Annotated in this window: 11 protein-coding genes and 2 tRNA genes; 6 read left to right on the forward strand and 7 right to left on the reverse strand. The window is 73.1% G+C overall.

The features are described 5' to 3' along the window. Nucleotide 1: 1 nt before the first annotated feature. The 5 genes from BLV02_RS06955 to BLV02_RS06975 are packed head-to-tail and all read right to left on the reverse strand — an operon-like array spanning nucleotide 2 to nucleotide 5,087. Nucleotides 2-820 carry an ATP-binding cassette domain-containing protein gene (locus BLV02_RS06955; RefSeq protein WP_069114551.1) on the reverse strand — a complete coding sequence of 273 codons (819 nt, stop codon included), beginning with the start codon at nucleotides 818-820 and terminating at the stop codon, nucleotides 2-4. Continuing rightward, on the reverse strand, nucleotides 817-1,623 hold the full coding sequence (locus tag BLV02_RS06960; protein ID WP_069114550.1) for an ATP-binding cassette domain-containing protein: 807 nt from the start codon (nucleotides 1,621-1,623) through the stop codon (nucleotides 817-819). The genes BLV02_RS06955 and BLV02_RS06960 overlap by 4 nt, the downstream gene beginning before the upstream one ends. Continuing rightward, nucleotides 1,620-2,522, reverse strand: a complete 903-nt coding sequence (locus BLV02_RS06965; protein ID WP_069114549.1) for an ABC transporter permease — start codon at nucleotides 2,520-2,522, stop codon at nucleotides 1,620-1,622. The genes BLV02_RS06960 and BLV02_RS06965 overlap by 4 nt, the downstream gene beginning before the upstream one ends. Continuing rightward, on the reverse strand, nucleotides 2,522-3,526 hold the full coding sequence (locus tag BLV02_RS06970; protein ID WP_069114548.1) for an ABC transporter permease: 1,005 nt from the start codon (nucleotides 3,524-3,526) through the stop codon (nucleotides 2,522-2,524). The genes BLV02_RS06965 and BLV02_RS06970 overlap by 1 nt, the downstream gene beginning before the upstream one ends. Continuing rightward, a complete protein-coding gene (locus BLV02_RS06975) occupies nucleotides 3,519-5,087 on the reverse strand; it encodes an ABC transporter substrate-binding protein (RefSeq protein WP_069114547.1) in 1,569 nt (522 codons plus the stop codon). Before BLV02_RS06975 ends, BLV02_RS06970 begins: the two co-directional genes overlap by 8 nt. A gap of 77 nt (nucleotides 5,088-5,164) precedes the next feature. On the opposite strand from BLV02_RS06975, the gene BLV02_RS06980 reads away from it, so the two are divergent. Both BLV02_RS06980 and BLV02_RS06985 read left to right on the forward strand, forming a co-directional pair. Beyond that, entirely contained in the window at nucleotides 5,165-5,866 is a 702-nt protein-coding gene (locus BLV02_RS06980) for an IclR family transcriptional regulator (RefSeq protein ID WP_216094549.1), read from the forward strand. Further along, a complete protein-coding gene (locus BLV02_RS06985) occupies nucleotides 5,863-6,900 on the forward strand; it encodes a serine hydrolase domain-containing protein (protein ID WP_069114545.1) in 1,038 nt (345 codons plus the stop codon). Before BLV02_RS06980 ends, BLV02_RS06985 begins: the two co-directional genes overlap by 4 nt. Here the strand turns inward: BLV02_RS06985 and BLV02_RS06990 are convergent. Beyond that, complete coding sequence (locus tag BLV02_RS06990) at nucleotides 6,893-7,894, reverse strand: TAXI family TRAP transporter solute-binding subunit (protein ID WP_069114544.1); 1,002 nt, start codon at nucleotides 7,892-7,894, stop codon at nucleotides 6,893-6,895. The two genes, BLV02_RS06985 and BLV02_RS06990, sit on opposite strands and share 8 nt — an antisense overlap. Next, nucleotides 7,891-9,978: a TRAP transporter permease gene (locus BLV02_RS06995; RefSeq protein WP_083289153.1), complete on the reverse strand. Its 2,088-nt coding sequence runs from the start codon at nucleotides 9,976-9,978 to the stop codon at nucleotides 7,891-7,893. The genes BLV02_RS06990 and BLV02_RS06995 overlap by 4 nt, the downstream gene beginning before the upstream one ends. A gap of 71 nt (nucleotides 9,979-10,049) precedes the next feature. Between BLV02_RS06995 and BLV02_RS07000 the strand changes: the two genes are divergently transcribed. The 4 genes from BLV02_RS07000 (at nucleotide 10,050) to BLV02_RS07015 (ending at nucleotide 12,795) form a co-directional block, all read left to right on the forward strand. Continuing rightward, on the forward strand, nucleotides 10,050-10,832 hold the full coding sequence (locus BLV02_RS07000) for a fumarylacetoacetate hydrolase family protein (RefSeq protein ID WP_069114543.1): 783 nt from the start codon (nucleotides 10,050-10,052) through the stop codon (nucleotides 10,830-10,832). Nucleotides 10,833-10,882: 50 nt separating this feature from the next. Next, entirely contained in the window at nucleotides 10,883-12,412 is a 1,530-nt protein-coding gene (gene gltX / locus BLV02_RS07005; RefSeq protein ID WP_069114542.1) for a glutamate--tRNA ligase, read from the forward strand. A 150-nt stretch (nucleotides 12,413-12,562) separates the two neighbouring features. Further along, nucleotides 12,563-12,634, forward strand: a tRNA-Gln gene (locus tag BLV02_RS07010). Nucleotides 12,635-12,722: 88 nt separating this feature from the next. After that, a tRNA-Glu gene (locus tag BLV02_RS07015) sits at nucleotides 12,723-12,795 on the forward strand. Nucleotides 12,796-12,809 lie beyond the last annotated feature (14 nt).

Consider the following 12,809-nt stretch of genomic DNA (forward strand, 5'->3'; position numbering starts at 1 on the left):
GTCATCGGCCGCTCCGCGACGCGCGCAACCGCGACCGGGCCGGATCGGGCTCGGGGACGGCGTCGATGAGCGCCCGCGTGTACGGGTGCGACGGCGCGGCGAACAGCGCCGCGGTCTCGCCCAGCTCGACGACGGCTCCGTCCTTCATGACGGCGACGCGGTCGGCGATGCGGCTCACCACGGCCAGGTTGTGCGAGACGAACACGTAGGTCAGGCCGAACTCGCGCTTCAGCGCGGCGAGCAGGTCGAGCACCTGCGCCTGCACGCTGACGTCCAGCGCGCTGGTCGGCTCGTCCAGCACGACGATCTCCGGGTTCAGCGCCAGCGCGCGGGCGATGGAGATGCGCTGGCGCTGTCCGCCGGAGAACTCGTGCGGGTAGCGGCGGGCGGCGCCGGCGTCCAGCCCGACCGCCTCCAGCAGCTCGCCGACCCGGGCCGCCCGCCAGTCCCGTCCGGCCCGGCCGCGAGCCTTCGGCTCGTGCGTGACCAGCGGCTCGGCGACGATGTCGGCGACGCGCAGCCGCGGGTTCATGCTCGAGTAGGGGTCCTGGAAGACCACCTGCAGCTGTCGCCGCAGCCGCTTCAGCTCGGCCGGGCCGCAGGCGGCGGGGTCGGTGCCGGCCACGCGCACCGTCCCCGAGGTCGGGCGCAGCAGTCCGAGCAGCAGCCGGGTCAGCGTCGTCTTGCCCGACCCGGACTCGCCGACGACGGCGAGCGTCTCGGCCGGCTCGACGGTCAGGCTCACGTCGTCGACGGCGACCGTGGGCGGGCGGCCGCCGCGGCCGGGGAACTCCATGCGCAGCCGGTCCAGCTCGATCATCGCGACGCCCCCTCGATCAGCCGCGGCGTGGCCGCCAGCAGGTTGCGGGTGTACTCGTGCGACGGCGCCGCGAACAGCTCCTCGCAGCGGGCGGTCTCGACGATCTCGCCGGCCCGCATCACCGCGACCCGGTCGGCGACGTCGGCCACGACGCCGAGGTCGTGCGTGATGAGCAGGATCGCCATGCCGTGCCGGTCCTGCAGCCGCGCCAGCAGCTCCAGGATCTGCGCCTGCACGGTGACGTCCAGCGCCGTCGTCGGCTCGTCGGCGATGAGCAGCCGCGGCCGGGTCACCAGCGCCATCGCGATCATGGCGCGCTGGCGCAGCCCGCCGGACAGCTCGTGCGGGTACTGGCCGGCGCGCTCGTCGGGGCGCGGCACGCCCGCCTCGGCCAGCGCCTCGACGACGGCCGGGCCGACGTCGCGGCGGCCCACCCCGCGGTGCAGGCGCAGCGCCTCGCCGATCTGCCGGCCCACCTTCTTCAGCGGGTTCAGGCTGGTCATCGGGTCCTGGAAGATCATCGCGACGTCGTTGCCGCGGACCGGCCGCAGCGCCGGCTCGGGCCGGGCCAGCAGGTCGGCGCCGTCCAGTTCGATCGTCCCGGCCGGGTAGACGCACGGCGGCTGCGGGTTGAGCCGCAGGATCGACAGCGCCGTCGCGGTCTTGCCGCTGCCGGACTCGCCGACCAGCGCGAGCGTCTCGCCGGCGGCCACCTCCAGCGACACGCCGCGGACCGCGTGCACGGTCTCGCCGTCCAGCTCGAAGTCGACCGTCAGGTCGCGGATGCGCAGCAGTGGGGTCATCGGCGGTAGGCCTTCGGGTCGGTGGCGTCCCGGATCGCGTCTCCGGTGATGTTGATCGCCAGGGAGGTCAGCATCAGCGCCAGGCCGGGGAAGACCGCGATCCACCACGACGTGCCCAGGTACAGCTGCCCGTCGGCGAGCATGCTGCCCCAGGTCGGCACGTCGCTGGGCACGCCCAGCCCGAGGAAGCTCAGCGCGCTCTCGGCGACGATGGCCGCGGCGACGTTGAGCGTGGCGATGGTGGCCAGCGGCGCGCTGACGTTCGGCAGCAGGTGCCGCCGGATGATCGTCGCGTCGCCCACCCCGATGGCCCGCGCTTCCGTCACGAAGTCGCGGGTCTTCAGGCTGACCACCTCGGAGCGGACGACGCGCGCGTACGACACCCAGCCGGTGACGCCGAGGACGACGATGACGATCCAGAGGCCGGTGCCGAGGAACGCGACGACGGCCAGCGCCAGCAGGATCGACGGGAACGCCAGCTGGACGTCGGCCAGCCGCATCAGCACGCGGTCGGCCCAGCCGCCGTAGTAGCCGGCCACCAGCCCGACGATCGCGCCGATGACGCCGGCCATCAGTGCCGCCGCGACGCCGACCAGCAGCGACACCCGGCTGCCGTAGATCAGCCGGCTCAGCACGTCGCGGCCGAGGTGGTCGGTGCCCAGCAGGTGGCTCGCGTCGCCGCCGGCCCACGCGGGCGGGGCGAGGCGTCCGAGCAGGTCCTGCGTCTGCGGGTCGTGCGGCGCGATCACCGGCGCCAGGACGGCGGCCAGCACCACGACGGCGAGGAACGCCATCGCCGTCAGGCCCCAGCGGTTCACCAGCAGCGCGCGCCACGCGTTGTGCGAACGGGCGGTGCGGGCGGCGGCCCCGGCCGAGGCCGCGATCGAGACGTCGGCCATCACTTCTCCATCCGGACGCGGGGGTCGAGGAGGCGGTACGAGAGGTCCACGAGCAGGTTGATCACCACGAAGATCGCCGCGAACAGCAGCACCGTGCCCTGCACGAGCGGCAGGTCCCGGTTCGAGATCGCCTCGACGGCGAGCCGCCCGAGGCCGGGCCAGCTGAACACCTGCTCGGTGAGGATCGCGCCGCCCAGCAGCGACCCGACCTCCAGCCCGACGACGGTGACCACCGGCAGCGACGCGTTGCGCAGCCCGTGCGAGAGGACAGCGCGGGTCGGGCCGTATCCCTTCGCCGTCGCGGTGCGCAGGTAGTCGGAGGACATGACGTCGATCAGCGACGAGCGCAGCAGCCGGGCGACGACGGCGACGGAGTACACCGCGAGCGTGACGGCCGGCAGCACCAGGTGCGCGAACGTGCCGTATCCCGACGCCGGCAGCACCTGCAGCTGCACCGCGAACACCAGGATCAGCACGATGCCGACCCAGAACGCCGGCGTCGACTGGCCGACCAGGACCAGCGCCATGATGCCCTTGTCGGCGGCCCGGCCACGCCGCATGGCCGCCGCGATGCCGGCCGGCACGGCGATGACCAGCGCCACCGCCAGCGCCGACACCGCGAGCAGCGCGGTCGCCGGCAGCCGGTCGGCGATCACCTCGGAGACCGGCTGGTTGTAGAAGATGGAGTCGCCGAGGTCGAGCCGGACCAGCCCGGCCAGGTAGTCGCCGTACTGCGCGAGCAGCGGCTGGTCCAGGCCGAGCGTCGCCGCCAGCTGGTCGGCCTGCTCGGCGGTCGCGTCCGGCGGCAGCAGCAGCGCCAGCGGGTCGCCGGAGATGCGCACCAGCAGGAACGTTCCGGTGGCGGCCAGGAACATGACGATCAGCGCCGACAGCAGCTTCGAGCCGACGCCGAGCAGGACGGCGCGGGCGCGGCCCGGTCGTGGCGCGGCGGGCGCCGGCGGCGGGTCCGTGGTCCGGCCGGCGACGACGGTGCGCTCAGTCATCGGTCACCTCCGCGCGGTCCATCGCCAGCGCGCCGGTGACGTTGGGCCGCCAGGCGACCCGGTCGTTGTGCACCAGGATGGTGTCGATCTGGTACAGGAACACGAACGGCGCCTCCTCCTCGAGCAGCCGCTGCAACTCGGCGAACGCCGCCCGCCGCCGGTCCGGGTCGACCGACAGCTCCTCGGCGTCGATCAGCGCGTCCGCCTCGTCAGACGTCCACCGGCTCTGCCGGCGGTCGCGGCGCACGTTCGACTGCACGTTGCTGGCGCCGTCGAGCGTCCAGCCGGTGCTGGCGGCCAGGTAGACCGGTCCGAGCGCGCGCCGGTTGTCCGACGTCAGCCGCTCGGAGTAGATGGCCGGGTCGAGCAGCTCGACCCGGGCGTCCACGCCGACCCGGGCGAGCAGCCCGGAGATGGCCTGGGCGACGAACGCGTCGTTGTTCGACGCGGTGAGCGTGGTGCGGAAGCCGTCCGGATGCCCCGCCTCGGCCAGCAGCGCGCGGGCCCGGTGCAGGTCGCGGGCGTAGGGCTGGACGGAGTCGTCGAACCCGAACGACTCGCGCGGGATCATCGTCGGCACCTCGCGGGCCTTGCCGTCGAGCACCGCCTCGATCAGCTGAGGGACGTCGACGGCGTGGTTGAGCGCCTGGCGCACCCGCTTGTCGGCGAGCACCGGGTCCTCGGTGTCCAGCGACAGGTACGACGTCCGGATGCCGGGGTGGTTGCTGATCCGGACGCCCTGGTAGCCCTGCAACTGCAGCGCGGCGTCGGGCACCAGGCCGGTGACGAGGTCGACCTCGTCGCTCTGCAGGGCGGCCAGTGCCGACGCCGGGTTGGGGATCGGCTTGAAGATCAGCGTGTCGACGGGCGGCGGGCCGGCCCAGTGGTCGTCGTGCGCCGCCAGTTCGACCTGGACGGCGCGCTGGTACTCGACGAACCGGAACGGTCCGCAGCCGACCGGGTGCTCGGCGAAACCGGCGTCGCCGGTCTCCTGCAGGTAGGCCGGCGGGACCATGACGCCGCCGAACAGCGACAGCTTCTCCGGGATGATCGGGTCGGGCTGGCTGGTGTTCAGGTGCACGGTGTACGGGTCGACGACGGTGACGCCTGTGACGTAGCGCAGCTCCACGATCGGCGAGGCGGTGTCCGGGTTCAGCAGCCGCTCGATGCTGAAGCGCACGGTCTCGGCGTCGAACGGCTCGCCGTTGTGGAACGTGACGCCCTCGCGCAGCCGGAACCGCCAGGTGAGGTCGTCGATCGCGGTCCACTCCAGCGCCAGCCGCGGCACCAGCTCGTTGTGCTCGTCCCGGCCGGTGAGCGTGTCGAAGATGTTGATCAGCACGTTCATCGAGGGCATGTCGCCCTGCTTCTGCGGGTCCAGCGTGCGCGGCTCGCCGGCCTGCGACACCCGCAGCGTGCGCCGTCCGGACGTGCTGCCGGCGCCGTCGCCGCACCCGGTGAGCAGGCCGGACAGCGCGACGGCGGGCACGGTGAGACCGGCCAGCCGGAGCACGGACCGGCGGCTGAGGCGCCGGCCCGGTCCCGATGCGGTTGCGTCCATGGCGGACAAGAGTGGAGCAACGTTCAGCGATATGTAAGTCCCGTTCCGCATTTCGGAACGCTGCTAGGATGTGCGGCGTGACCGAGGCCTTACCACTGCCGCCGTCGGGCGGGTCCGTCGAGAAGGCGTTCGCGCTGGTCGCCGAGCTGGCGGCCGGCGCGGGCCCGCAGCGGCTCGGCGACCTCGCCGCGCGCGTGGGCATCACCAAGCCGACGGCGCACCGGCTGCTGCGGTCGCTGACGGCACTGGGCTACGTCCGCCCGCTCGGCGCCGGCGCCTACACCGTCGGGCCCGCCCTGGTCGGCGTCGCGGCCGCGACACTGGGCGCGCTGAAGGACCGGCCGCTGGTGCGTCGCAGCCTCGACGACCTGCACGTGCGCACCGGCCTGACCGCGTCGTACGCCATCCGCTCCGGCGCCGCGGCCGTCGTCGTCGACAACGTCGAGCCCGACCAGGCCTACCGGGTCTCGCCGCGGCTGGGGGTGCCGGTGCCGCTGGAGGAGTGCGCGGCGGGCACGGCCATGCTGGCCGCGGCCGAGGGCCGGGCGCTGCCCGGTGAGTACGCCTACGACGACGGCGAACCGGTGCGCTCGCTGGCCGCGGCCGTCACCCACCACCGCGGCGTGGTCGCCGGCGCGCTGGTCGTCAGCGGGCTGAGCTTCACGCTGAACGCCGAGTCGGCCGCGGTGCTCGGGCCGCTGGTGGCCGAGCAGGCCAGGCTGCTGTCGGCGACGCTGCAGGCCATGCTGCCGCCCGAGGCCGCCGAGGGCATCGCGTGAGCGCCGCACGCATCGAGGCGCTGCTGGCCCGGGCGCGCGAGGAACGGGTGTTCTCCGCGGCCGCCTGGTCGGTCGGCACGGCGGACGGCGAACTGGCCGGCGGCGTGCTCGGCACCCGCTCGTGGGACGGGCCGGCATTGGCCCGCGGCGACCTGTTCGACCTCGCGTCGGTGACGAAGCCGATCGCCGGGCTGGCCGTCATGGCGCTGCTCGAGGAGGGCGCGCTGACGCTCGGCACCGCCGTCGGCGACCTGCTGCCGTTCTTCCGCGGCTCGACCAAGGAGGCGCTGACCGCCCGCGACCTCATGCTGCACACGTCCGGGCTGCCCGGCCAGGTGCCGATGTACCGCGACCACCCGACCCGCGACGCCATGCTCGACGGTCTGTGGGTGCTGCCGCCGCGGCGAGCACCGGGGGAGGCCGTCGAGTACTCGTCGCAGGGCCTCATGCTGCTCGGGCTGATGGCCGAGGCGGCCGCGGCCACCACCCTGGACGTCCTGGTCGAGCGGTACGTCGCGGCGCCCGCCGGTGCCGCGTCGCTGCGGTTCACCCCGGAGGCCGGTGACCGCGAGCGGTGCGTCGCCACCGAGGACTGCCCGTGGCGCGGGCGCGTCGTCACCGGCGAGGTGCACGACGAGAACGCCGTCGTCCTCGGCGGGGTGGCCGCTCACGCCGGCCTGTTCGGCGGCGTCGACGACCTCGCCCGGCTGGGCCGCGCGCTGCTGGCCAACCGGGCCGAGCGCGTGCTGCTGCACCCCGCGACGTTCGCGGCGATGACCCGGCCGCGCACCGCGCACCTCGGCGAGGTCCGCGCGCTCACCTGGCAGGGCTACGACGACATCGGCTCACCGGCCGGCGACCTCGTGGGGCCGGCGACGTTCGGCCACACCGGGTTCACCGGCACCAGCCTGTTCGCCGACCCCGAGCTCGGCCGCTACTTCGTGCTGCTCACCAACCGCGTCCATCCCAGCCGTGCCGGCACCGGCATCGCCGTCGTCCGCCGGGCGTTCCACAACCTCGCCGTGCTCAGTTGAGCTCCTCGATGGCCTGCTCGGCGCCCGGGTGCAGCGGGATCGGGTCGATCTCCGTCGCCATCGCGGCGTCGATGTCGGCGGCCGCCACGTGCACCGCGGTCAGCGCCTCCACGTTCTCGTAGACCAGCTTCGTCAGCGCGCACGCCGTGCCGTCGTCGAGGTCGTCGCGGACCAGCAGCACGTTGGGCACGACGATGGTCGGCACCGCGGCGTTCGTCCCGTAGGTCTCGGCCGGGATCTCGGCCTCGGTGTAGACGGGGTTGAGCTCCTGCAACGCGGGCAGCTGCGGCGTGATGTCGATGAACGTCACGTCGTCGCCCAGGGCCGTGAACAGGTCGGTCATCGCGGCGGTGGGCAGGCCGCCGGACCACACCAGCCCGTCGATCGAGCCGTCCTTCATGCCGTCGACGGTCTTGGTGAGGTCCAGCCGCTGCGCCTGCACGTCGCTCGCGGGGTCCAGGCCGGCCGCCTCCAGCAGCCGGTGCGCGATGACCTCGGTGCCGGAGTTCGGCGACCCGGTCGAGATGGTCTTGCCGGCCATGTCCTGGATCGACGTGATGCCGGAGTCGGCGCGCACCACCACCTGCGTGTAGTTGGGGTAGATGCGCCCGAGCGCCGACACCGGCTGCGGCTCGTCGAACGCGGCGGTCCCCTCGGTGGCGTCGGCGGCGGTGTCGGCCAGCGAGAAGGCGAGGTCGTAGTCGCCGGCCACCAGCTGCTGGATGTTCTGCACGGACGCGCCGGTCTCGGCCGCCGTCGCGGTGATGTCGGTCTCGTCGCCGATCAGCTGCGCCAGGCCGCCGCCGAGCGCGTAGTAGACGCCGGTGGAGTTGCCGGTCGCGATGGTCATCCGGCCCGAGCCGGCCTCGCACGCGCCGGCGTCGCCGCCGTCGTCGTCGCTGGGCGAGGTGCTCTGGCGGCCGCCGCAGGCGGACACCGCGAGGCCGGTCGCGAGCAGTCCTGCCACCAGCCGGGTGACGACGCGAGTTCTCATGTCGGGAGTTCCTCTCGGGTGCGGGACGACGACGTGGTGAGGTTGACGACGACGGCGGCGGCGAGCACGCCGGCGCCGAGCGCGATGGACACCGGCTGCAGGTAGAGCAGCAGGCAGGCGGCGACGGCGCAGAGCGTGCGCTCGGCGGCGCCTGCCCGGCGGACGATCCAGCCGCCGGCGGCCGCGGCCAGGGCCGCGACGGCGACCGCCGACACCGCGACGGTCCAGACGACGTCGCCGGCCGGGCGTTCCAGCAGCAGCGCCGAGCCGTTGTCCGTCAGCACGAACGCCAGCGGCACCAGGAACGCCGGCAGCGCGTACTTGCACGCCTGCCACATCGTCGCGATGACCTTGCCGCCGGTGATCGCCGCCGAGGCGACCGCCGCGAGCGCCGTCGGCGGCGACACCTCGGACAGCACGGAGAAGTAGAAGATGAACATCGCGACGGCCGGCGCGGACACGTCGAGGTCCAGCAGCGCTGGGCCGATGACCACCCAGCTGATGATGAACGACGCCGTCACCGGGACCGCCAGCCCGAGCACCAGGATCGCGACCGCGGCCAGCACCGCGCTCAGCACCAGCACGACGGTCGCGTTGTCGGAGACCGCCGACGCGGTGTCGATGAGCAGGTCGGACAGCACCTGGCCGAGGCCGGTCTTGGTGATCGTCGAGACGATGATCCCCGCGGCCGCGCACACCGCGGCCACCGGCAGCACCGAGCGCACGCCGTCGGACAGCGACAGGTAGAGCACGCGCGCCGTCTCGGCGGCCACGCCGGCCCAGTCGCGGCCGCGCCGCCGCACGACCGCGTCGACGATGCCGAACCCGACGGCGACAGCGGTCGCGTAGACGACCGCGCGGAACGGCGTCAGGCCGGCCGCCAGGAACGCGACGATGACGCCGAGGGACAGGAAGTGGTAGCCGGAGCGTGCCAGCAGCCGCCACGGGTTCTTCCGCTCCACCTCGACGGCGTCGACGCCGGCCTTGCGCGCGTCGATCTCGATCGCCAGCACGATGCCCAGGTAGTAGAGCAGCGTCGGCACCAGCGCCCACACCAGCACGTCGAGGTACGAGACGCCCAGGTACTCGGCGATGATGAAGGCCGCCGCGCCCAGCGTCGGCGGCGACAGGATCGCGCCGATGCCCGACGCCGCCAGCATGCCGCCGGCGTTCTCGCGCGGGTAGCCGGCCTTGCGCAGCACCGGCCACGTCACCGCGCCGAGGCCGACCGCCGTCGCCGTCCCGGACCCCGAGACCGTGCCCAGCAGGAAGCCCGACAGCGCCACCGTCCGCCCCGGCGCCGTCCGCGACCGGCGGAAGATCGCGAAGCTGAGGTCGATGAAGAAGCGCCCGGCGCCGGTGCGGTCGAGCACCGCGCCGTAGATCGTGAACAGCACGATGTACGTGGCGCAGACGTCGAGCGGGATGCCGTAGAAGCCGCTGGGGTCGTTGTACAGCGCGTTGATGATCTGGTCGAAGTCGATGCCCGCGTGCGCGCCCGGCCACGACTGCGGCAGGAAACCGCCGTAGTACGCGTACGCCAGGAACGCGACGCACACGATCGGCAGCACCCAGCCGGTCGTCCGCCGCGTCGCCTCGATCACCAGCACCAGCACGATCGCGCCCATGAGGACGTCCAGGCCGGTCAGCGAGCCCTGCCGGTCCAGGAACGCGTCGAAGCCGCCGCCGGAGTCGCCCAGCGTGACCGGCAGGACCGGGTAGAGGCAGGCCACCAGGGCGAGCGCCGCCAGCGTCCAGTCCAGCGGGCCGGGGTTGTCGGGGCGCTGCTCCAGCGGGCTGGCGAGGTCGGCCCGCGCGCGCGTCGTCACCCCGCGGTAGCAGAGGAAGACCAGCGGCAGCACGAACGCCAGGAACAGCATGAGGTAGTACTGGTTGCCGGCGCTGAGCGGCCAGAACACCTGGCGCAGCACGAACAGGGCGACGGCGAAGCAGGCGACGCCGACGGCCAGCGCCACGCGGCCGGACAACCGGCGGGCGGGCAGCTCCTCGTCGTAGCGCGCCACGAGCTCACCGACGTCCGCACCTTCACCGTTGGCGTGCCGCGTCGTCGAGGCGTCGGTCATGCACCATGACCCTAGATGTGACGACCTGTTCATGGCTAGGGTGATTCTCGCGGCGAGATACCCTCACCCACGTGCGTATCGCGAGGTTCACGACGGGGGACGACCCACGCTTCGGAGCGGTGGGACAGGACGACAGCGGAGCGACCGTCATCGCGGTCCTCGAAGGCGACCCGCTCTACCGGACGCCGCAGCTGACCGGTGAGAAGCTGGCGCTCGAGGACGTGCGGCTGCTGGCGCCGGTCATCCCGCGCAGCAAGGTCATCGGGGTCGGGCGCAACTACGCCGACCACGCCGCCGAGATGTCCAACCCGCTGCCCGAGGAGCCGCTGCTGTTCCTCAAGCCGAACACGTCGGTCATCGGGCCGGACGAGCCGATCGTGCTGCCGCCGCAGTCGGGCAACGTGCACCACGAGGCCGAGCTGGCCGTCGTCATCGGGCGCATCGCGAAGTCGGTGCCGCGCGACCGCGTGTCCGAGGTGATCTTCGGCTACACCTGCGGCAACGACGTCACCGCGCGCGACCTGCAGAAGACCGACAACCAGTGGGCCCGGGCCAAGGGCTTCGACACGTTCTGCCCGCTCGGGCCGTGGATCGAGACCGACCTCGACCCCGCCGACCTCGCGGTGCGCTGCCGCGTCGGCGGCGAGGAGCGCCAGCACGGCCGCACGTCGCAGCTGATCTTCGACGTCGCGACGCTCGTCGAGTACATCAGCGCGGCGTTCACGCTGCTGCCCGGCGACGTCATCCTCACCGGCACGCCGGCCGGCGTCGGGCCGATCACGGCGGGCGACCACGTCGCCGTCACCGTCGAGGGGATCGGCGTGCTCGCCAACCCCGTCGTCGCCGCCGACTGACGGTAGCCTGCCGTCCATCCGTTCCTCCCCGAAACCAAAGGTGATCTGCTGTGACTGACGGCTCCGGCTCGTCGGACGCTCTGGTGCTCGGCGACGTCGCGCCGGCCGACGTCCGCGTGCGCTTCTCCCCGTCCCCCACGGGCAACCCGCACGTGGGCGTGATCCGCACCGCCCTCTACAACTCGGCCTTCTCGCGCCACTTCGGCGGCACGTTCGTGTTCCGCATCGAGGACACCGACGCCGCGCGCGACAGCGAGGAGTCGTACGAGGCGATGCTCGAGGCGCTGCGCTGGCTCGGGCTGCACTGGGACGAGGGCCCCGACGTCGACGGCCCGCACGCGCCGTACCGGCAGTCGCTGCGGCACGAGCTCTACGCCGACGCCGCGGCGCGGCTGATGGAGGCCGGCCACGCGTACCACTGCTACTGCACGCCCGAGGAGCTGGACGAGCGGCGCGAGGCGGCCCGGGCGGCCGGGAAGCCGAGCGGGTACGACGGCAAGTGCCGGTCGCTGTCCGACGCCGAGATCGCCGCGTTCGTCGACGAGGGCCGCAAGCCCGTCCTCCGGCTGCGCATGCCCGACCAGGACGTCACGTTCGTCGACCTCATCCGCGGCGAGATCACCGTCGACCGGTTCAACCTGTTCGACTACGTCATCGTCCGCGCCAACGGCCGGCCGCTCTACCCGCTGGTCAACCCGGTCGACGACGCGCTGATGGGCATCACGCACGTGCTGCGCGGCGAGGACCTGCTGTCGTCGACGCCGCGCCAGCTGGTCCTGCACCAGGCGCTGCGCGACATCGGGTTCGCGTCCGGGCCGCTGCCGCGGTTCGGGCACCTGCCGCTGGTCACGGGGGAGGGGAACCGCAAGCTGTCCAAGCGCGACCCCGAGTCGTCGCTGCAGCTCTACCGCGACCGCGGGTTCCTGCCCGAGGGGCTGCTCAACTACCTCGCCCTGCTCGGCTGGTCCATCGGCGACGACGTCGAGGTCTTCTCCATGGACGAGATGGCCGCCGCCTTCGACGTCACCCGCGTCAACTCCGCGTCGGCCCGGTTCGACCTCAAGAAGGCCGAGGCCATCAACGGCGTCTGGCTGCGCCGGCTGCCCTCCGACGACCTCGCCGACCGGATGGTGCCGTACCTGCAGGCGGCCGGCGTGCTGCCGTCGCCCGTGCCGGACGCCTCGCTGGAGCTGCTGCGCGCCGCCACCCCGCTCGTCCAGGAGCGCATGACGGTGCTCGACGAAGCGGTCGGCATGCTCGGCTTCCTGTTCGCCCCTGGCGCCGTCGCGTTCGACGACGACGCCGTCGCCAAGGTGCTGACGGACGACGCGCGGCCGGTGCTGCTCGCCGCCCGGGACCGGCTGGCGTCGCTGGAGAAGTGGTCGACGGAGACGATCGAGGCGGGGCTGCGCTCGGCGCTCGTGGACGAACTGGGCCTGAAGCCCAAGCACGCCTTCGGCCCCGTCCGCGTCGCCGTCACCGGGCGCCGGGTGTCGCCGCCGCTGTTCGAGTCGCTGGAGCTGCTCGGCCGCGACCGCACCCTCACCCGCCTCGACGCCGCCCTCTCCCGCATCGGCTGACCGGCCCCTCGGCCCGCGCCGCCGCCCGTTTCGTGGTGATGTTCCCCACGTCTCGCTGAGCTGCGGCGCGGCCGTCCAGCCGGTTTGGATCGGACCCCCTCCGACCGCTATCCTTACCGGGCGGTCGAGCGGGATACCCGCCCGATCCAGTGGGGTATGGTGTAATTGGCAGCACGACTGATTCTGGTTCAGTTAGTCTAGGTTCGAGTCCTGGTACCCCAGCGCCCGGCACGGCCCGCACCGATCTCCAGCCGGTTTGGAGTCGGAGCAAGGCTCGGGTAAAGTTTCACCTCGCGACCTCGGTCGCAACGGCCCCGTTGTGTAGCGGCCTAGCACGCCGCCCTCTCAAGGCGGTAGCGCGGGTTCGAATCCCGTCGGGGCTACGCCAGGAAAACGG

It is taken from the genome of Jiangella alba (genome assembly GCF_900106035.1).
GTDB classification, from domain to species: domain Bacteria; phylum Actinomycetota; class Actinomycetes; order Jiangellales; family Jiangellaceae; genus Jiangella; species Jiangella alba.

What these genes read in the sequence shown, in the direction of transcription:
- BLV02_RS06965 (WP_069114549.1), bottom strand. Translation starts at nt 2,522, where the DNA reads ATGGCCGACGTCTCGATCGCGGCCTCGGCCGGGGCCGCCGCCCGCACC.
- BLV02_RS06975 (WP_069114547.1), bottom strand. Translation starts at nt 5,087, where the DNA reads ATGGACGCAACCGCATCGGGACCGGGCCGGCGCCTCAGCCGCCGGTCC.
- BLV02_RS06995 (WP_083289153.1), bottom strand. Translation starts at nt 9,978, where the DNA reads ATGACCGACGCCTCGACGACGCGGCACGCCAACGGTGAAGGTGCGGAC.
- BLV02_RS06970 (WP_069114548.1), bottom strand. Translation starts at nt 3,526, where the DNA reads ATGACTGAGCGCACCGTCGTCGCCGGCCGGACCACGGACCCGCCGCCG.
- BLV02_RS06960 (WP_069114550.1), bottom strand. Translation starts at nt 1,623, where the DNA reads ATGACCCCACTGCTGCGCATCCGCGACCTGACGGTCGACTTCGAGCTG.
- BLV02_RS06955 (WP_069114551.1), bottom strand. Translation starts at nt 820, where the DNA reads ATGATCGAGCTGGACCGGCTGCGCATGGAGTTCCCCGGCCGCGGCGGC.
- BLV02_RS06990 (WP_069114544.1), bottom strand. Translation starts at nt 7,894, where the DNA reads ATGAGAACTCGCGTCGTCACCCGGCTGGTGGCAGGACTGCTCGCGACC.